Origin of the sequence: Corynebacterium callunae DSM 20147, from assembly GCF_000344785.1 — a bacterium.
Taxonomy (GTDB): domain Bacteria; phylum Actinomycetota; class Actinomycetes; order Mycobacteriales; family Mycobacteriaceae; genus Corynebacterium; species Corynebacterium callunae.
In genome coordinates this window covers 2,424,143-2,443,069 of record NC_020506.1, presented here as the reverse complement: position 1 = coordinate 2,443,069, position 18,927 = coordinate 2,424,143, and the positions used below count along the sequence as shown (strand labels likewise).

The window sequence follows — 18,927 nt, the reverse complement described above, 5'->3', positions numbered from 1 at the left end:
GAGCAATAACATCGAGATGGCGGATAAAAAGGACTTCAACGTTCCAGCAAATCCTTATGGAGATGACATCGAATCCGTCCTCATCAGCGAAGAGATGCTCAAGCAGCGCATCGCTGAGATGGCCAAGCGAGTCTCTGAGGAATTCAAAGACGCTGAAGACGACCTCATTTTGGTCTGTGTCCTCAAGGGTGCTTTCTACTTCCTTGCTGATTTCTCCCGCATGCTCGATATCCCAACCCAGTCTGAATTTATGGCTGTGTCCTCCTATGGAAACTCCACCTCCTCCTCCGGAGTGGTTCGTATCCTCAAGGACCTGGACAAAGAAATCGAAGGCCGCGATGTGCTCATCGTGGAGGACATTATTGACTCCGGCCTGACCCTTTCTTGGCTGATGCGCAACCTGCGTAACCGCAATCCAAAGTCCCTCAATGTCATTACCTTGCTGCGTAAGCCAGAGCGTTTGACCACTAACATTGACATGTTCGACATCGGATTTGATATTCCAAATGAATTTGTTGTGGGCTATGGCCTCGACTTTGCTGAGCGCTACCGCGACCTGCCATATGTTGGCACCCTAGAGCCTCGCGTTTACTCGGACTAATCCTTATTTTGTCCCGGGCTCAGTTGAATTGACCCGCGGTGGGAACGATTTGGCCTTGTTAACCGTTGTCACATCATTGTCCTGCACCTAATTCACACCCCCTTTAACCCGAGAAAGGCACGGGCTGATCGGCTCCGGCTGGTTGGCCACTGCGCATGAAGAACAAGAAATACCTGCAGATTGGCGGCATCGCAGCCGTAGTCCTCATCGTGTTATTTTTGGTTTCCCTGTTTAGCAGCGATACCAGGAATTTCCAGGAGGTAGACACCTCCGTCGCAATGGCACAGCTCGACGCCGGCAACGTCGCCGAAGCTCAAATTGACGACCGCGAACAGCGCGTGCGACTCACCTTGCGCGAGCCCATTACCGTGGAAGAACGTGAGGGTGTTGAAGAAATCATTGCGCAATACCCAGCGCGCACTGCCGATACCATCTTTGAAAAGGTAGAGGCAGCAAATCCCGATTCCTACACCACCAATGTGACCCAGGAAAGCTTCCTGATGTCCATGGTCAGCCTCATCTTGCCGATGCTGATCATCTTCGGACTGCTGATGTTCTTCCTGAGCCGCATGCAGGGTGGCGGAATGATGGGCATTGGCAGCTCCAAGGCCAAGCAATTGACCAAGGACATGCCTACCAACACCTTCTCTGATGTGGCCGGTGCTGAAGAAGCAGTGGATGAACTTCAAGAAATCAAGGACTTCCTCCAAGACCCATCCCGCTATGAGGCCCTTGGTGCGAAGATCCCTCGTGGTGTACTGCTTTATGGTCCTCCCGGTACCGGTAAGACCCTGCTGGCCCGTGCGGTAGCTGGCGAAGCTGGCGTACCTTTCTACTCCATTTCCGGTTCTGACTTTGTGGAAATGTTTGTGGGTGTGGGTGCTTCCCGCGTGCGTGACCTTTTCAAACAAGCCAAGGAAAACAGCCCTTGTATCATCTTCATCGATGAGATCGACGCTGTTGGTCGCGCCCGTGGCTCAGGAATGGGTGGCGGACACGATGAACGTGAACAAACCCTGAACCAGCTGCTGGTGGAGATGGACGGCTTCGGCGATCGCCAGGGCGTCATCTTGATGGCAGCTACCAACCGTCCAGACGTATTGGATCCAGCGTTGCTGCGTCCGGGCCGTTTTGACCGCCAGATCCCAGTAACCAACCCTGACCTGCGTGGCCGTGAACAGATTTTGGAAGTTCACGCCAAGGGCAAGCCTTTTGCTCCCGATGCAGATATCAAGTCTTTGGCCAAGCGCACCGCCGGTATGTCCGGTGCTGACCTGGCCAACGTACTGAATGAAGCAGCCCTACTGACCGCCCGTGTGGGTGGCAATGTGATCACTGGCGATGCTTTGGAAGAAGCAACTGACCGCGTTGTTGGCGGCCCGCGCCGTTCCGGCAAGATCATTTCCGAAAAGGAAAAGAAGGTCACTGCCTACCACGAAGGTGGCCACACCCTTTCTGCCTGGGCTTTGGAAGATATTGAACGCGTCTACAAGGTCACCATCTTGGCGCGTGGTCGTACTGGCGGACATGCCATGACTGCCCAAGAAGATGACAAGGGCATGTACAACCGCAATGAACTCTTTGCGCGATTGGTCTTTGCCACGGGTGGCCGCTCCGCTGAGGAACTTGTCTTTGGCGAGCCCACCACCGGCGCGTCTGCCGATATTGAAATGGCCACCAAGATCGCTCGATCCATGGTGACCGAATACGGTATGTCACCTGCTGTCGGCATGGTGAAATATGGCCAAGAACAAGGCGATCCATTCTCCGGCCGAGGCGGTGGCGGAAACCTGGACTATTCCCAGGAAATAGCTGCCACCATCGATACCGAGGTGCAGTTCCTGCTGGATAAGGCACATGAAATTTCCTATGCCATCCTGGCTGAGCACCGCGATCACCTAGACCGCCTAGCTGAAAAGCTGTTGGAAAAGGAAACTCTGCGTCGCCCAGACTTGGAAGCACTGTTTACCGACATCGTGCCACGCAAGGTCTCTGAAGTATTCCCTGAAGAATCCACCAGGTTCCCACGCCAAGAAGGCCGTGAGCCCGTGAAAACTCCAGTGGAACTTGCTTTGGAACGTGGCGAAGAACCACCAAAGAAGTTCTCCATCTTGGAAGCTTCCCGTGCTACCCGTGAGCGCCGCCGTCAGGAATTGGAAGCACAGGGCAAGGCTCCCTTGAGCCCCGCTGTACCTGCTGCTCCTGCCACCCCAACAGCAGCGCCTACTTATGGCACCCCACCTCCTGCTAATTGGACGGTTCCAGGTTCTGCCTCCGGCAAGCACCATGCTGATAACGCTGCCGATAATGCTTCCCAAGGTGGCACTCGTCCGAACCCTTATGCCCAGACTGGCACTGCTGCAGGAGAAAATGCCGGCGAGCACCCAGGTATGAAGGCCTATGGCTTTGGCGATCCAGAACTTATGGATCAAACCACCGGCGCAGAGCATTCCCCAGCTGCGCCTAAGACCCCAGGTGCAACCCCAAGTGCTGCCCCAACTGAAATTATCGGTTTCCGCCTGCCTGAGCATGAGCGCCCTGATTATCCAGAGCGTCCTTCTGCCAGTGCTTCAGAAACCACTGAAATGCCCATCGTGGAGGAACGCCCCCGCATGATCGATGGCACCGAAAACAAGGATGAGAGCTCTGATAATGAAGGTGAAACCCGTGGATGATCACGTAGCAATCCGGGAATTTGATGAGGAACGCGCCGTTGCTGCCGTCCGCGAGTTGCTCATTGCAGTAGGCGAGGATCCAGAGCGCGAAGGCCTGCAAGAAACCCCAGCTCGTGTGGCACGGGCATATAAGGAAATCTTTGCTGGCCTGCATGAAGATCCCACTGAGGTTTTGGAAAAGACCTTCTCTGAGGGTCATGAGGAACTGGTGCTGGTGCGCGAGATCCCCATCTATTCCACCTGTGAACACCACCTGGTGCCATTCTTCGGGGTAGCTCACATTGGCTATATCCCTGGAAAGTCCGGCAAGGTCACCGGTTTGTCCAAGTTGGCGCGTTTGGCTGATATGTATGCCAAGCGCCCTCAGGTACAAGAGCGTTTGACCTCTCAAATTGCAGATGCCCTCGTCGAAAAGCTTGATGCCCAGGCCGTGGCCGTGGTGATTGAAGCTGAGCACCTGTGCATGGCAATGCGCGGTATCCGCAAGCCGGGCGCCGTAACCACCACCTCTGCCGTGCGCGGCGGTTTTAAGAACAACGCTGCCTCCCGCGCGGAGGTCTTTACCCTGATTAGAGGCCGTTAAATGAATGTAGCTTCGTTGACAATCCCAGGACGTTGCTTGGTAATGGGAATCGTTAATGTCACCGAGGATTCTTTCTCCGATGGCGGGCGCTACATCGACACCGATGCCGCCATTAAACACGCCCTTGAACTTGTCGCAGAGGGCGCCGATATGATTGACGTCGGCGGCGAGTCCACCCGCCCCGGGGCAGTGCGTGTCGACGCAAACCTGGAGCGTGACCGAGTAGTTCCGGTAATTCGGGCTCTCCATGAGGCAGGAATTCCTACCTCCGTGGACACTATGCGCGCCTCAGTTGCAGCAGCTTCTGCAGAAGCTGGCGTCTCCATGATCAACGATGTTTCCGGCGGCCTGGCTGATCCTGAAATGTTTGCAGTGATGGCCGATGCGCAGATCCCGGTATGCCTGATGCACTGGCGCACCCTGCAATTTGGCGATGCTGCCGGACATGCTGATCATGGCGATGACGTAGTTGCAGATGTGCACCACGTGCTTGATGATTTGGTGGCAAAGGCCACCGCAGCAGGTGTTGCCGAGGACCAAATTGTGCTGGATCCAGGTCTTGGTTTTGCTAAGACCCGCGAGGATAACTGGCGTTTGTTACAGGCCCTCCCAGAATTTATTGACGGACCTTTCCCAGTGCTGGTGGGAGCTTCCCGCAAGCGTTTCTTGGCAGGTGTGCGCAAAGAACGGGGCTTGGAAGTAACCCCTTTGGATGCAGATCCTGCCACCGCAGCAGTGACCGCAGTTTCCGCACAAATGGGTGCTTGGGGAGTACGAGTGCACAATGTGCCAGTATCCCGCGACGCCGTTGATGTGGCTGCTCTATGGCGCAGCGGAGGCCAGTACCATGGCTGATCGCATCGAGCTTAAAGGCCTAGAATGCTTTGGGCACCACGGCGTTTTTGATTTTGAAAAAGAGCAGGGACAGCCCTTCATTGTGGATGTCATCTGCTGGATGGACTTTTCCTCCGCCGGAGCTAGCGATGATCTCAGCGACACCGTTGATTATGGTGAGCTAGCTCTGCTGGTGGCCGACATTGTGGAAGGCCCATCCCGCGACCTTATTGAAACTGTTGCTACCGAAGCTGCCGATACTTTAATGGCGCGTTTTGCTGCCTTGCATGCTGTGGAAGTAACAATTCACAAACCAAAGGCACCGATCCCACGAACCTTTGCCGATGTGGCAGTAGTGGCTCGTCGCTCCCGCAATAAAAGAGGTGTGAACTAATGCGCGCTGTACTATCCATTGGTTCCAATATGGATGACCGTTATGCGCTGCTTAAGACAGTGCTTGATGAGTTTTCCTCTGAAATTGTTGCGCAGTCGTCCATCTATGCCACCCCGCCGTGGGGTGTAACCGACCAAGATGAATTCCTTAATGCCGTCATCGTTGTTGATGTAAATAGCACCCCTTTGGAACTGCTGCGACGTGGTCAAAAGCTGGAGGAAGCCGCTGAACGGGTGCGCGTTCGCAAATGGGGTCCACGTACTTTGGACGTTGATATTGTGCAGGTGCGCGCAGATGATGAAGAAATCCTTTCCGATGACCCAGAGCTGACCTTGCCACACCCGTGGGCTTGGCAGCGCGCCTTTGTTTTGATTCCATGGTTGGAAGTAGAACCTGACGCTATATTGCACGGCACCACCGTTGCCGAGCATGTAGATAACCTTGATCCCACCGATATTGAAGGCGTCACCAAGATTCAGGAGTTCTAGGCTCATGCAAAAAACGTCCATAGGTTGGCTCATCGCCACTGGCGGTTTCTTTGCCGCCGTGGCAGCTATTTTGACCTGGCGTTTTTATGGGGCAATGTCCACCATTCCAGCCACTGTGTCCATCACCTTGTGGATTTTGGCCATTATCTGTGGCCTGGCCGCAGTACGGGTGCAGGGCAGGATTGGTGAAGGTTTGGTGGGGCAGGATTCCTCTCAAATGAATCCGCTGACCATCGCTTATTTGGCCATGCTGGGCCGAGCTTGTGCCTGGGGTGGGGCAATTGTCGGCGGAATTTATGTGGGCATTGCAAGTTTTGTCATTCCGCGTGTCGGAGAACTAAGTGCAGCAGCTGCGGATTTGCCCGGAGTTTTGGCCTCTGCGCTGGGCGGAATCGCTTTGGCAGTGGCTGGACTTTATCTAGAACGCAGCTGCCAGGCACCGCCTCCCCAATCTGGGGAAACGATCGGCTAGATTGGAACCCATGACTCACGAACTGTCACACGAGGATTCCGGCGACGGCAATTCTGTTGACCGTGGACAGATCCTGCTGGCAGTCCTCATTGGACTCGCGTTGATCGCCAGCGTGATTATGCTCCTTGCAGATAGCGAGGGCGCGATGAAGATTGCGCTCCTCGCTGCTCTGTGGGCGGCGATCATTGGATTTTTCATGGTTTATCGATACCGCAAGGTTGCAGAAGCCACTGTTCGGGAATCCGAGGCATTGGAACAAGCCCATCTGACGGAACTTTCCCGCCTGGAAAGCGAACAGCGTGCTGCACAATTGCAGTCACAGGTAGCTGATTCTGAGAAGCTGCGCCAACAGGAAAATGAAACCCTGCAGCAAATCAAGACTCAACTAGAGGAACTGCGCACCCAACTCTCCGAGCTATCTGGCCGCGAATGGGGCTATGAGCCCACCATGCTGCATGCTGAAGCCCGCCGCATTTTGGAATTGGAATCTGAGCAGCTGCGCCAAACTGCAGCCAAGATTCCAGATCCAATTGTGCCGGAGCCAGTTGAGCAGATGGAACCAGATCCAATTCCAGAACCAGTAGCCAGCCCTGTGGTGTCTCAGCCAGTGGAAACCCCACGCGAGGTGGTTGACATTGATGTAGCTGAGGAGCCAAAGCAGGAGGCTGAACCTCGTCGTCGCTCCCGCCATGCCGTTGCTGATGAAGGTGGCGGAAGGCGTCGTCGGGATGAGCGTCAAGGAGGCTTGAGCGTGGCAGATTTGCTGGCTTCAGCACGAAAGCAGGAAAAGAACTAGTGCGGGCACCGCGACTTAACATTGCACTTATTGCTGATGGACAAGATCGCGTGCGAATGGGAGAGCTGCTCGCCGGGGTCGGCCATCATGTGGCCCCGGTTTCGGAATTCAGCGAAATCAACAATTATGAGTTGATTGTGATTTCCGTGAGCGATGACCACCTGGCAGGTGTCGTCGAAAAGCTCTCTCTTTTTGCACGCTCGGGTCAAATGTTTTTGCACACCTCGCTCGCGCACGGCATTCAAATCATGGATCCGCTGGAGACCGAGGGCGCAATTGTGATGGCTGCGCACCCGCTGGGCGAGGACCGCTGGGTGGCAACTGCGCTGGATGAACTTGGTGAAACCATCGTAGGTTTGCTGGTGGGGGAGCTGGGCGGTTCCATTGTGGAAATTCCTGAATCCAAGCGCCAGCAATTGGCTGCCGCACTGACTTATGTGGGCTTTATTAATACCTTGCGCACCGATGCGACCAATTATTTGGATGAATTTTTGCAGGATTATGACACCGCTGCGGACCTGGTCAGCTCCACTTTTGGCGGTTTACAGCAACTCCCGCAACTTGGCGAGCTTAGCCAGCAGTATGATTCCATTGACAATCTCGGGCGGCGCCGGCTGTTTCGGGATTTGGCACGCCGACAGGCAGAAATTTCGCGCGCCCAAGACATTGAGCTGTGGGCAATTCAGAAAGAGGACCAATGAGCTTTCAGCATGGCCAAGGCCGAGTTTATGATTCCGTTGAAGGAATCCGGATGTTTGGCCGCGCGCTGCGCAAAACCGGCAAACCTGTGGTGTTGGTCCCCCTCGGATTAGGCCTGCACGCAGGGCATATTGCCATGACCAGGGCTGCTAAGCGCATCCCCGGTGCGGTGGTTGTGGTTTCCTACGCAGGCCCGGAGGCCGATCATGAGCGTCTCGAACAAGAGCTTATCGACGCGATCTTCACGTATTCTTCCGACACACTCTGGCCTAATGGACTGCGGGTTGAAGTAAATGGTGGGACAACTCTTGGCATAACTGTTGGCTTGGGTGCGGAAGTTAGCCGAGTACTTGCAATGATTTCCCTCACCGGCGCCACCGATGTGTTCTTGGGAGAGAAGGATTATGAGCTAGTTGTGGCAGTCCAACGTGCCCTTAATGACCTTTTTCTGCCGGTGAAGCTGCACAGCGTACCTACTGTCCGCATGCCGGATGGCCTGGCAATTTCCCTGCGCAATGCTTTGATTCCGGTGGAATTTAGGGACTCCGCAGTGGCTTTGTCCGCCGCTTTGACCGCCGGCGCCCATGCTGCCGAACATGGTGCTGCCGTGGTGGTTGAAACTGTGGAATCGGTATTGGGTGCAGCTGGCCTAACTGCCGACTATGTGGAACTCCGTGGCCTTGATCTCGGCGAGCCTCCAGCGCTTGGTGATGCCCGCCTTTTTGCTGCTCTGACCCTTGGAGACGTGCAAATTTCCGATAATGTGGGCTTGCCTTTGGGCATTGGCTTTAAAAATATCGAAGCTGCCCAGGGCTAATTTACGCAGTTGCACCTGCTATCGACTACCCTTAACAAACGTGACTGAATCCAATTCCACTTCCAAAAACAATTCCGCCGATTTGCCCGAGCAGCTGCGAATTCGTCGCGAAAAGCGCGAGCGCATTCTGGACAGTGGATTGGATGCCTACCCGGTTGAGGTAGATCGCACCATCTCCATCACGGAACTGCGCGAAAAGTTTGTTGTTGTCACCGAAGACAACCCCGTTGAACAGCGTATTGATGGCGTAACCTACCTCGAAGTTGGCGAAGAAACCGACGTCGAAGTAGCCGTTGCTGGCCGCGTTATGTTCATCCGCAACACCGGTAAGCTCTGCTTCGCCGCCCTCCAAGAAGGAAACGGCACCACCGTGCAGGCCATGCTTTCCTTGGCTGCTGTTGGTGAAGAATCCCTCAAGTCCTGGAAAGCGGACGTAGACATGGGCGATATCGTCAGTGTCCGCGGCAAGGTGATTTCCTCCAAGCGTGGCGAGCTCAGCGTCATGGCTGATTCTTGGCAGATGGCATCCAAGTCCTTGCGTCCTTTGCCGGTTGCCTTTGCCGATATGAGCGAAGACACCCGTGTGCGTCACCGCTACACCGACCTCATCATGCGCGAACAGGCCCGCAAAAATGCCCTGACCCGCGTTAAGGTTATGCGCGCCCTGCGCCGTTACCTGGAGGACCAGGACTTCCTTGAGGTTGAGACCCCTATGCTGCAGACCTTGCATGGTGGCGCCGCAGCCCGTCCTTTTGAAACCCACTCCAATGCCCTCGATATTGACCTCTACCTGCGCATTGCGCCTGAGCTTTACCTCAAGCGTTGTGTAGTTGGTGGCATCGAGCGCGTTTTTGAAGTTAACCGCAACTTCCGCAACGAGGGTGTTGACTCCTCCCACTCCCCAGAATTCGCCATGCTGGAGACCTACCAAGCTTGGGGCACCTATGAAACCGGTGCTGCCCTGATCAAGGGTCTTATCCAGTCCGTCGCTCAGGAAGTTTTTGGCACCACCTTGGTCACCCTGGCCGATGGCACTGAATATGACTTGGGTGGCGAGTGGAAGGTTATTGAGATGTATCCTTCCCTCAACGAGGCCTTGGCTCGCAAATTCCCAGGTCAGCCAGAGGTTACCATCGACAGCACCGTCGAAGAGCTCAAGGCAATCGCCGCAGTAATTGGTCTTTCCGTGCCTGAAAAGGGCGGCTGGGGCCACGGCAAACTTGTCGAGGAAATCTGGGAGCACCTCTGCGAAGATCAGCTTTATGGCCCCATCTTTGTCAAGGACTTCCCAGTTGAGACCAGTCCTTTGACCCGTCAGCACCGCAGCAAGCCAGGCGTCACCGAGAAGTGGGACCTCTACGTCCGTGGCTTCGAATTGGCAACTGGCTACTCCGAGCTTGTTGACCCAGTTATCCAGCGCGAGCGCTTTGAAGATCAGGCTCGCCTGGCCGCCGGTGGCGATGAAGAAGCCATGGTTTTGGATGAGGACTTCCTCTCCGCCATGGAACAGGGCATGCCACCTACCTCCGGCAACGGCATGGGTATCGACCGTCTGCTTATGGCCTTGACCGGCTTGGGCATTCGTGAGACTGTTCTTTTCCCAATGGTGAAGCCAGAGCAGAAGTAGTCCCTCGCCAGCGAGCGCAGACCTCGGATTCAATAACTCGGAAGGAGTGCTGAATCCGAGGTTTTTTGCGTCCTTCCGAGGTCCTGAATCCGAAGGATTTTGTGGATAGATCCTAAACGGCGAGAGTTATCCACAATCTGAGCGGTAGCACACTTGCAGAGTGAGGTAGTTTCCTCAAGAGTCTCACTCATGGAAGATTGGAAACAGAAATTCGGACTCATTGGCCTGAGACATCTCGCCCTTAAAGATCAGCCACAAGGAAATGTCCACTACCTCACCGCAGAAGTGGTTATTGATGCCGAAACTTATCAAAACCTACCCCCTTGGGATAAAGCTGCTGCCAGAGCATGTGCTGTTGGAATGACAGTTGATGTGGCAGTTATTTCTGGTCAAGCAGCGGCCAGACTGCGTGGATTACAAGTTTTGGAAATTGAATCGCACGTTGTGTGCTATTTACCCGGAGCCAAGGTCCCTTCGTCTAGAAAGAAGTGGAAAAAAGGTGTTGTCTACCGGAGCGGGTATTTGCGAGAGAGCGATATTGAGACCTTTCAAGGGATGCGTATTACCTCGTTGATCTGCACTTTCCTGGATATTGCACGTTATGACGGCCTTGATGCGGCGGTGGTGGTCATTGATTCGGCGCGGCGTAGATGGCCAGAATTAACCAAAGAGCGTCTTTTGGAAGAAGCCAATCCGTTTCGGGGGCGGGCTGGGCTGAAGGTGTTAAAAAGCGCTATTGCTCTTTCGGTGCATTGTTCTGATAGCGCGCAGGAGACTAAGGCTCGATTGCTGATTCAGAAGGCAAGGATTCCGGAAATCAAACGACTGCTTCTACAAGCGCCATTTGATCGGCCAGAGATCGGGACGTTCTATCTGGTGGACATCCTCATAAATAACAAGATCATTGTGGAAATTGATGGGCGAGTGAAGTACCAACGCAATTCTGCTGCGCGCACTGAAGAGGTGATTATCGCAGAGCGAGAACGGGAGAAATACTTGAGCAACTTGGGCTATATCGTTTTGCGGATTACGCCGAAACAATTGGAAGAAAGAACAGGGGAGAGTGAGTTTATTCGCCTGCTACGACAGCATTTAGAGAGCAGAATGTGAGGTCAGCGAGGTTTTATGGGTGGGTAGAAGATCGTCACAAACGGGTTACTAACGGGGTAGTCCCAGCTTATGAAGCACTGCGCAGGGGGATTAACATGCAAGCTTCGGCAATTTAAAAATCGGCATAGAAAAGGTGCGTGAATGTCAGTAGCGACGTCCTCCACAAAGCGTGATCAACAACCCCGGATGAGTACAAAACGGGTCAATCTTGTCATCGCAGTATTTGTTGTATCAGCGATGATCATGATTCTTAATGAAACAATTCTTTCCGTGGCACTCCCGGCAATTATGGAGGATTTCAGCGTTGGCGCTGATGTCGTGCAATGGCTAACCACTGGTTTTATGCTGGTCATGGCCATTGTTATTCCAACGACTGGCTTCTTACTGCAGCGCTTCGGCACTCGCACCCTTTTCCTCGCAGCTTTGGTGCTCTTTATCGCGGGTACGGTTATCGCAGCGGTAGCTCCAGCTTTTGTGTGTATTCTGTTGGGACGAGTTATTCAGGCGATTGGTACTGCCATCGTGTTGCCTTTGCTTATGACAGTCACTCTCACTTTGGTTGAGCCTGAACGCCGCGGAATGATGATGGGCATTAACTCCATCGTGATGTCGGTGGCACCAGCAGTGGGTCCTACTTTGTCAGGTTTAATTCTTAACTCTTTGACCTGGCATTGGCTGTTTTGGTTGATGGTTCCAATCGCTTTGGTTTGTTTGATTGCCGGCTTCTTCTTGATCGTGGATATTGCAGAGCCCGTGAAGATTGGCTTTGACATCCTTTCTGTAGTTTTGTCTGCGCTTGCCTTTGGTGGATTGGTTTATGGGCTTTCCACTATCGGACAGCTTGTAACTGGTGAATCCTGGATCCCAGTTGTAGCGCTCATTGCAGGTGCTGTGTTCTTGGCAGTGTTTGTGCGTCGTCAGATTGTGCTCAGCCGTAGTGGCAAAGCACTGCTGGAGATGGCTCCATTCGGTGTCTTGAACTTCACCTTGTCTGTCACTGTGCTTTCGCTGGCTTTCGCAACCATGCTCGGTACCGTAATTGTGCTGCCGCTTTATATGCAGTCTGCATTGCTCATCACGGCTCTTGTTACTGGTTTGGCTTTGTTGCCAGGTGGACTTATTCAGGGTTTGGTTTCACCATTCATTGGCCGAATTTATGACTCAGTAGGCCCACGGCCATTGGTTATTCCCGGTGCCCTCATTCTCTTGGCTTCCCAAATCTGGATGCATTTTGGCCTGAGTGAAAACACCACAGTGTGGACTGTTATCGCAATGTACGTGCTCTTTGGCATTGGCATGGCCCTGGTGATGACTCCAATGATGACTCTTTCCCTCTCCGTATTGCCCAAGCATCTTTATGGACATGGATCGGCAATCGTGAATACCTTGCAGCAGCTGGGTGGCGCCGCCGGAACAGCGATCCTCATTGCAGCGATGACCATTGGTGCGAAGAATTCATCTGCCACGTCGATGGCTGCAGCCCAAGCGGATGGTACTAGTGCATCATTTATTGCCGGTGGCATTTTGGCTGCTATTGCGCTGGTTGCTGCGCTATTTATCCAGGCACCTCAGCGTACGAAAGTGGTTGAGCAGGAAGCACCACATCAGGCATCGTCTTTTCGTCGAAAAGCGCGGTATTTATTGCCAAGGGGAGCAAGCTGTGGCACGATTATCTAGTTTTCCCATACTTTATTTGCCGAAAGGCTTGTTTCCCTTAAATGGAATCCCAAATTAATAATCAGACCTCCCCGCAGCCCACAAAGCTGCCGCGGGAGGTCGTTGTTGTCCTAGCTATTCTTGTTGTCTCCGCGATGATCATGATCCTCAATGAGACTATTCTTTCAGTGGCGCTGCCATCGATTATGGAAGATTTTGCGGTTCCTGAAACCACCGCACAGTGGTTAACCACTGGTTTTATGCTCACCATGGCAGTGGTTATTCCAACCACCGGTTATCTGCTGGATCGTTTCAGCACCAAGATGATCTTTGTTACTGCGCTGCTGTTCTTCCTGGTAGGAACGATTACAGCAGCCTTAGCGCCAACTTTTGCAGTCCTTCTTATTGCCCGCATTATTCAAGCGGTGGGAACGGCGCTGGTTATGCCACTGCTGATGACAGTAACTTTGACTGTGGTCCCAGCTGAGCGACGCGGCTCCATGATGGGCATTATTTCCATCGTGATTTCCGTGGCACCAGCACTTGGACCAACACTGTCAGGCTTTATTCTTAACTCTTTGACCTGGCACTGGCTGTTTTGGGTCATGGTGCCCATTGTTGCAGCTGCACTAATTATCGGTTTCTTCTTTATTAAAAACATTGGCGAAACCAAGATTACTCCGCTGGATATTCTTTCAGTGGTCCTTTCTGTTTTTGCCTTTGGTGGCTTGGTTTATGGACTCAGCTCCATCGGCGCAATCCTGGAGGGCGAGGGCACTACTGGCATCATCGCGCTGCTAGTCGGCGTTGTGGCACTGCTGGTTTTTGGATGGCGTCAAATCCAGCTGGGCAAACAAAACCGCGCTTTGATGGATCTGCGGCCTTTCAAGATTCGCAACTTCTCCTTCTCCTTGGCTTCCATTCTTTTGGCCTTTGGCGCGATGCTCGGAACCGTTATGGTGCTGCCGATTTACCTGCAGAATTCCCTGGGAGTATCTGCGCTGGTCACTGGCCTGGTAGTGATGCCAGGTGGTTTGATGCAGGGCTTAATTTCTCCCTTCATCGGTCGTTTTTATGACAAGGTTGGTCCCCGTCCGCTGTTGATTCCAGGTGCCGTAGCGCTTGTTGTCGCCGCTGCCGCGCTGACCTTCCTTAATGGCCAAACTCCAGTGTGGATGGTTGTGGCACTGCATGTGCTTTTCTCCATCGGCATGTGTTTGATGATGACCCCGCTGATGACCACTGCCTTGGGCGCACTGCCCAAGAACCTCTATGGTCACGGCTCTGCCATCATGAATACCCTGCAGCAATTGGCTGGTGCCGCTGGTACCGCCATTATGATTGCCGCTCTTTCCTTTGGCACCGCCCTCGCGGTTCAGGGTGGCACCGCGCAAGCTGATGCTGTTGCAGCCGGTACCCGCGTGGCGTTTATTGCAGCCGCAATTATCGCCCTGATTTCCTTGGTAACCTCGCTCTTTGTTACCCGCATTGAGGTAGAAGAGCACGCTGCTTAAAAGCTTTTAAAAGCTGCTTTTCGACGCAAAACTGATGCAATGTGCGGTTTTCTCAGCACAAAGGGAGGTTGGACAAATGTCCAACCTCCCTTTAGTTATGTTGTGGCAAATTACCTAGAAGAACGTGGCTTGCCCTCGGCATAACCTTCAGTGGACTGCACGCCAACGGTGGCACGCTCAAAGAAGGTATCAATGGAATCTGCACCGGCGTAGGTGAAGGAAGAACGCACACCTGAGATGATCTTGTCTACCAGGTCTTCCACACCGCCATGGCGCTTATCAATGTAAATGCGAGCGGTGGAAATGCCCTCTTCAAACATGGCGCGACGAGCCTTTTCAAAGGCCTCGACCTTCTGATTGCGGTTTTCCACAGCGCGACGTGAAGCCATACCAAAGGACTCTTTGTACATGCGTCCATCGGATTCGAAGCGCAGGTCACCAGGGGATTCATAAGTTCCGGAGAACCAAGATCCGACCATCACATTGGAAGCGCCGGCAGCTAGTGCCAAGGCAACATCGCGCGGATCGCGGACACCGCCGTCGGCCCAGACATGGGCGCCCAGTTTGCGGGCTTCGGCAGCACATTCCAACACTGCGGAGAACTGTGGGCGGCCCACACCGGTTTGCATTCGGGTAGTACACATTGCGCCTGGTCCCACGCCGACCTTGATGATGTCAGCACCGGCTTCCACTAGGTCACGCACACCAGCAGCGGTGACCACATTTCCGGCGACGATTGGCACGTCAACACCCATGGCACGAATGCGCTTTAGAGCTTCAATCATGGTGCTTTGGTGGCCGTGCGCAGTATCAACAACGAGCACATCGGCACCGGCGTCGAGCAGCGTCTTGGTGCGGCCTTCAATGTCACCATTAATGCCGATTGCAGCGCCCACACGCAGACGACCCTGTGCATCAACTGCTGGGGTGTACATGGTGGCGCGCAGTGCTCCAGCGCGGGTAAGAATGCCGCGCAGGGTGCCATCGGCTGCCACTACAGGGGCGAGCTTACGGCTGGCATCATGCAAAATTCCGAAGGCCTCTTCGGGGGAAATATCATCAGGCAAGGTGAGCAGGGAGGTGCTCATCAGGGTTCCTACCTGGGTAAAGTTATCTGCACCCTCGAGGTCTTTATCGGTAACCAGGCCAACTGGCTTATCGCCTTCAAGCACAATGGCAGCACCGTGTGCGCGCTTGTGCAGCAGATTCCGGGTGTATCCCACAGTGTGGTGTGGCTTGACGGTAATTGGGGTATCAAAAACCAGATCAGCCTTTTTCACATTGGCGATAGTCTCTGCAGCGATCTCAGCAGGCACATCCTGGGGGAGGATGGCAATGCCACCGCGTCGCGCGATAGTTTCTGCCATACGGCGTCCGGCCACAGCGGTCATATTGGCCACAACCAGCGGGATTGTGGTTCCGGTGCCGTCATTGGTGCGCAGGTTTACAGACATGCGCGAGCCGACGTCGGAACGCGAAGGCACCATAAAAACGTCGGAATAGGTCAGCTCATAGGGAGCTGGTGAATCATTGAGAAAACGCATAGGTTAATCCAATCCATTCGAAAATGAGCGCACCTTTTTGAGCACACCCACGAACGCGACCAGGGTACTCCAAAGCGCCCTTAAAAACCGCTTTTCGACGCCCAAACGCCGTGTTCGCTACAGGCGTACAGGGGGTTTAAGGCCCCAAAAATGATGTTTAAGCTGCAGGAATGTACATAATTCCAGCCTCTAACTTAAAGCCGCTGCAAAAACTAGGGAAGCTTTGTACTTGTGTGGCGTTAGAGTAGGTGAAAGCGAATTTAGAAATTAAGGATTAAGGGGAGAGACATGTTCGAGAGGTTTACCGATCGTGCACGCCGCGTGATTGTGCTCGCGCAAGAAGAGGCGCGCATGCTCAACCACAATTACATTGGCACCGAGCACATTCTGCTCGGCCTCATCCACGAGGGTGAGGGTGTAGCCGCTAAGGCTTTGGAGTCCATGGGTATTTCCCTGGACGCTGTTAGGCAAGAAGTTGAAGAGATCATTGGACACGGCACTCAGCCAACCACTGGTCATATTCCTTTTACTCCCCGCGCTAAGAAGGTTTTGGAGCTCAGCCTCCGCGAAGGTCTGCAGATGGGACACAAGTACATCGGTACTGAGTTCCTTTTGCTCGGCCTGATTCGTGAGGGCGAGGGCGTCGCTGCTCAGGTTTTGGTCAAGCTTGGTGCTGATCTGCCTCGCGTACGCCAGCAGGTTATTCAGTTGCTTTCCGGTTATGAAGGCGGTCAGGGTGGTTCCCCTGAGGCCGGCCAGAGCGCTCCAGGTGCTGGAGATGCCGTTGGTGCAGGTGCTGCTCCTGGTGGTCGTCCTACCTCCGGTGGTGTGGGCGAGCGCTCTACTTCACTAGTGTTGGATCAGTTTGGTCGTAACCTGACCCAGGCTGCCAAGGATGGCAAGCTGGATCCAGTTGTTGGTCGCGATAAGGAAATTGAGCGCATTATGCAGGTGCTCTCCCGTCGTACCAAGAACAACCCAGTGCTTATTGGTGAGCCTGGCGTTGGTAAGACCGCCGTTGTTGAGGGTCTGGCATTAGATATCGTTAATGGCAAGGTTCCTGAGACCTTGAAGGACAAGCAGGTTTATTCTCTAGACCTCGGTTCTTTGGTTGCAGGTTCCCGTTACCGTGGTGACTTCGAAGAGCGCCTGAAGAAGGTTCTTAAGGAGATCAACCAGCGCGGTGACATCATCCTCTTTATCGATGAGATCCACACCTTGGTTGGTGCTGGTGCAGCTGAGGGTGCAATTGACGCCGCTTCTTTGCTGAAGCCAAAGCTGGCTCGTGGTGAGCTGCAGACCATCGGTGCTACCACTCTTGATGAGTACCGTAAGCACATCGAAAAGGATGCGGCCCTTGAGCGTCGTTTCCAGCCAGTTCAGGTTCCTGAGCCTTCTGTTGAGCTGACCATTGAGATCCTTAAGGGTCTGCGCGATCGTTATGAGGCACACCACCGTGTCTCCATTACCGATGGCGCGCTGGCTGCTGCAGCTCAGCTTGCTGATCGTTATATTAATGACCGCTTCTTGCCAGATAAGGCCGTTGACCTTATCGATGAAGCAGGTGCACGCATGCGCATTAAGCGTATGACTGCTCCTGAGTCTCTGCGCGAAGTTGATGAGCGCATTGCTGATGTCCGTCGTGAGAAGGAAGCAGCAATTGATGCTCAGGACTTCGAAAAGGCAGCTGGCCTGCGCGATAAGGAGCGCAAGCTAGGCGAAGAGCGCGCTGAGAAGGAAAAGCAATGGCGTTCTGGTGATCTTGAAGAGATCGCAGAAGTCGGCGAAGAGCAGATCGCAGAAGTTCTGGCCAACTGGACCGGTATTCCTGTCTTCAAGCTCACCGAGGCTGAGTCCTCCCGCCTGCTCAACATGGAAGAGGAGCTGCACAAGCGCATCATCGGTCAAAATGATGCAGTTAAGGCAGTGGCTCGTGCAATCCGTCGTACCCGTGCAGGCCTGAAGGATCCTAAGCGTCCTTCCGGTTCCTTCATCTTCGCTGGTCCTTCCGGTGTTGGTAAGACGGAGCTGTCCAAGGCTTTGGCTGGCTTCCTCTTCGGTGACGATGATGCCCTCATCCAGATCGACATGGGCGAGTTCCACGACCGCTTCACCGCGTCTCGACTCTTCGGTGCCCCTCCGGGATACGTTGGCTATGAAGAAGGTGGCCAGCTGACTGAGAAGGTTCGCCGCAAGCCATTCTCTGTGGTGCTTTTCGACGAAATCGAGAAGGCTCACAAGGAGATCTACAACACCTTGCTGCAGGTGCTAGAAGATGGACGTCTGACCGACGGCCAGGGTCGCGTAGTGGACTTCAAGAATACTGTTCTTATCTTCACCTCCAACCTGGGTACCTCTGATATCTCCAAGGCTGTGGGCTTGGGCTTCTCCGGTTCTACCGCTACCGATACGGAAGCACAGTATGACCGCATGAAGAACAAGGTCAACGATGAGCTAAAGAAGCACTTCCGCCCTGAGTTCCTGAACCGTATTGATGAGATCGTGGTCTTCCACCAGCTCACCAAGGATCAGATCATTCAGATGGTGGATCTGCTTATCGGCCGTGTCTCCAAGGCTCTTGCTGACAAGGATATGAGCATCGAGCTTTCCGATAAGGCTAAGGCTTTGCTGGCAACTCGTGGCTTTGATCCAGTACTGGGTGCACGTCCATTGCGTCGTACCATTCAGCGGGAGATCGAGGACCAGATGTCTGAGAAGATCCTCTTTGGTGAAATCGGTGCCGGCGAGATCGTCAGCGTGGATGTTGAAGGCTGGGATGGCGAGTCCAAGGATACGGACAAGGCCAAGTTCACCTTCACCCCTCGCCCAAAGCCACTGCCAGAGGGTAAGTTCTCGGAGATCTCCGTGGAAGCAGCAGAAGCTATTAAAGATGTAGATTCTGCAGCCGACGGCGACGTTCCAGAGACTGATTCCCTGGATGGCATTGACATCGATCAGCTTGAAAAGCTCGATGCTGATGCTGAGCAGGGCACTGATATCGACCGTGGATCCAATGATTTCTACGGCACCGACGGTCAGTCCGGTGGCGCAGCGCCACAGCGCGAGCAGTAAAGCGCTTCTCGACGAACTGCCCCACACTTACCATGGTGTGGGGCA

General features: G+C 53.9%; 16 protein-coding genes. 15 read left to right on the top strand and 1 reads right to left on the bottom strand.

Annotation, left to right across the window (positions count from 1 at the left end; all coding sequences use genetic code 11):
* Positions 1-16 precede the first annotated feature (16 nt).
* The 14 genes from hpt (at position 17) to H924_RS11385 (ending at position 14,266) form a co-directional block, all read left to right on the top strand.
* The gene (hpt, locus tag H924_RS11450; RefSeq protein WP_015652116.1) at positions 17-601 is read left to right on the top strand and encodes a hypoxanthine phosphoribosyltransferase; all 585 of its coding nucleotides are present in this window, start codon (positions 17-19) and stop codon (positions 599-601) included.
* Positions 602-756: 155 nt separating this feature from the next.
* Positions 757-3,276 carry an ATP-dependent zinc metalloprotease FtsH gene (gene ftsH, locus H924_RS11445; protein WP_015652115.1) on the top strand — a complete coding sequence of 840 codons (2,520 nt, stop codon included), beginning with the start codon at positions 757-759 and terminating at the stop codon, positions 3,274-3,276.
* The gene (gene folE, locus H924_RS11440) at positions 3,254-3,859 is read left to right on the top strand and encodes a GTP cyclohydrolase I FolE (protein ID WP_042392747.1); all 606 of its coding nucleotides are present in this window, start codon (positions 3,254-3,256) and stop codon (positions 3,857-3,859) included. The genes ftsH and folE overlap by 23 nt, the downstream gene beginning before the upstream one ends.
* The gene (gene folP / locus H924_RS11435) at positions 3,860-4,714 is read left to right on the top strand and encodes a dihydropteroate synthase (RefSeq protein WP_029703019.1); all 855 of its coding nucleotides are present in this window, start codon (positions 3,860-3,862) and stop codon (positions 4,712-4,714) included.
* Positions 4,707-5,087: a dihydroneopterin aldolase gene (gene folB / locus H924_RS11430; protein WP_015652112.1), complete on the top strand. Its 381-nt coding sequence runs from the start codon at positions 4,707-4,709 to the stop codon at positions 5,085-5,087. Before folP ends, folB begins: the two co-directional genes overlap by 8 nt.
* A complete protein-coding gene (folK, locus tag H924_RS11425) occupies positions 5,087-5,575 on the top strand; it encodes a 2-amino-4-hydroxy-6-hydroxymethyldihydropteridine diphosphokinase (RefSeq protein ID WP_015652111.1) in 489 nt (162 codons plus the stop codon). The genes folB and folK overlap by 1 nt, the downstream gene beginning before the upstream one ends.
* Before the next feature lie 4 nt (positions 5,576-5,579).
* Positions 5,580-6,047, top strand: a complete 468-nt coding sequence (locus H924_RS11420; protein ID WP_015652110.1) for a DUF3180 domain-containing protein — start codon at positions 5,580-5,582, stop codon at positions 6,045-6,047.
* 10 nt (positions 6,048-6,057) lie between these two features.
* Complete coding sequence (locus H924_RS11415) at positions 6,058-6,843, top strand: DUF6779 domain-containing protein (protein ID WP_015652109.1); 786 nt, start codon at positions 6,058-6,060, stop codon at positions 6,841-6,843.
* On the top strand, positions 6,843-7,544 hold the full coding sequence (locus H924_RS11410) for a 6PGD fold domain-containing protein (protein ID WP_015652108.1): 702 nt from the start codon (positions 6,843-6,845) through the stop codon (positions 7,542-7,544). Before H924_RS11415 ends, H924_RS11410 begins: the two co-directional genes overlap by 1 nt.
* Positions 7,541-8,359, top strand: coding sequence for a pantoate--beta-alanine ligase (locus tag H924_RS11405; protein ID WP_015652107.1), 819 nt, complete (start codon positions 7,541-7,543; stop codon positions 8,357-8,359). The genes H924_RS11410 and H924_RS11405 overlap by 4 nt, the downstream gene beginning before the upstream one ends.
* A gap of 40 nt (positions 8,360-8,399) precedes the next feature.
* Positions 8,400-9,986: a lysine--tRNA ligase gene (gene lysS, locus H924_RS11400; protein ID WP_015652106.1), complete on the top strand. Its 1,587-nt coding sequence runs from the start codon at positions 8,400-8,402 to the stop codon at positions 9,984-9,986.
* A 189-nt stretch (positions 9,987-10,175) separates the two neighbouring features.
* On the top strand, positions 10,176-11,096 hold the full coding sequence (locus tag H924_RS11395; RefSeq protein WP_015652105.1) for a DUF559 domain-containing protein: 921 nt from the start codon (positions 10,176-10,178) through the stop codon (positions 11,094-11,096).
* Positions 11,097-11,237: 141 nt separating this feature from the next.
* Positions 11,238-12,773 carry an MDR family MFS transporter gene (locus tag H924_RS11390; RefSeq protein ID WP_042392742.1) on the top strand — a complete coding sequence of 512 codons (1,536 nt, stop codon included), beginning with the start codon at positions 11,238-11,240 and terminating at the stop codon, positions 12,771-12,773.
* Positions 12,774-12,814: 41 nt separating this feature from the next.
* Positions 12,815-14,266 carry an MDR family MFS transporter gene (locus H924_RS11385; protein WP_015652103.1) on the top strand — a complete coding sequence of 484 codons (1,452 nt, stop codon included), beginning with the start codon at positions 12,815-12,817 and terminating at the stop codon, positions 14,264-14,266.
* A gap of 110 nt (positions 14,267-14,376) precedes the next feature.
* On the opposite strand, the gene H924_RS11380 is transcribed toward H924_RS11385, so the two are convergent.
* A complete protein-coding gene (locus H924_RS11380) occupies positions 14,377-15,810 on the bottom strand; it encodes a GuaB1 family IMP dehydrogenase-related protein (RefSeq protein ID WP_015652102.1) in 1,434 nt (477 codons plus the stop codon).
* Between the two features lie 288 nt (positions 15,811-16,098).
* Here H924_RS11380 and H924_RS11375 point away from each other — a divergent pair, with 288 nt between their 5' ends.
* Positions 16,099-18,882 (top strand): ATP-dependent Clp protease ATP-binding subunit, encoded by a 2,784-nt coding sequence (locus H924_RS11375; RefSeq protein WP_015652101.1) that lies wholly within the window; start codon positions 16,099-16,101, stop codon positions 18,880-18,882.
* Positions 18,883-18,927: the final 45 nt, after the last annotated feature.